Origin of the sequence: Amphibacillus indicireducens (assembly GCF_039539605.1) — a bacterium.
Taxonomy (GTDB): Bacteria; Bacillota; Bacilli; order Bacillales; family Amphibacillaceae; genus Amphibacillus; species Amphibacillus indicireducens.
The window spans coordinates 1-758 of sequence record NZ_BAABDL010000092.1 but is presented as its reverse complement, the minus strand read 5'-3'; the positions used below and the strand labels follow the sequence as shown (position 1 = coordinate 758).

Genomic DNA, 758 nt, shown 5'->3' with positions numbered 1-758 from the left:
TTGGGATGACGTCAAATCATCATGCCCCTTATGACCTGGGCTACACACGTGCTACAATGGATGGTACAAAGGGTAGCGAAACCGCGAGGTGGAGCCAATCCCATAAAACCATTTTCAGTTCGGATTGTAGGCTGCAACTCGCCTACATGAAGCCGGAATCGCTAGTAATCGCGGATCAGCATGCCGCGGTGAATACGTTCCCGGGTCTTGTACACACCGCCCGTCACACCACGAGAGTTAGCAACACCCGAAGTCGGTGAGGTAACGCTTTTAGCGAGCCAGCCGCCGAAGGTGGGGTCAATGATTGGGGTGAAGTCGTAACAAGGTAGCCGTATCGGAAGGTGCGGCTGGATCACCTCCTTTCTAAGGAAAAGCAAAAGGCGTAGGCGACCGTTTTGCAACGTACAAACTGGAGCGCTCCGTAATGAGATAAAGGAAACACAACGAACGTAAGTGAGTTGATGTTGACTTATCGCAGTGGAGGAGAGCGAAGTTTGCTAGTTGCTGGGAGTCGAAGCTAGATTGCGATATAGGAACAGCTCATTTGAGCTGACTTAACGATTGTGTTGTTTGGTTCAGTTTTGAGAGATCAATCTCTCTATATAATAGGAAGCGTATGCTCCTGTGAAATGTACCTTGAAAACTAGATAAGAAGAAACAGATTGTGAACGATTCTTTCATTAGGATATTCACAAAGCTGTATGACAAGACATCAAATCAAACTTTTAAACAAGTAAGACCGAAAGTCTTTTTTACTT

1 rRNA gene is annotated in these 758 nt (G+C 46.3%); it reads left to right on the top strand.

Going from position 1 to position 758, the window contains the following annotated elements:
* Nucleotides 1–363, top strand: a 16S ribosomal RNA gene (locus ABD814_RS08765); the annotation flags it as partial.
* Between the last annotated feature and the right edge of the window lie 395 nt (nucleotides 364–758).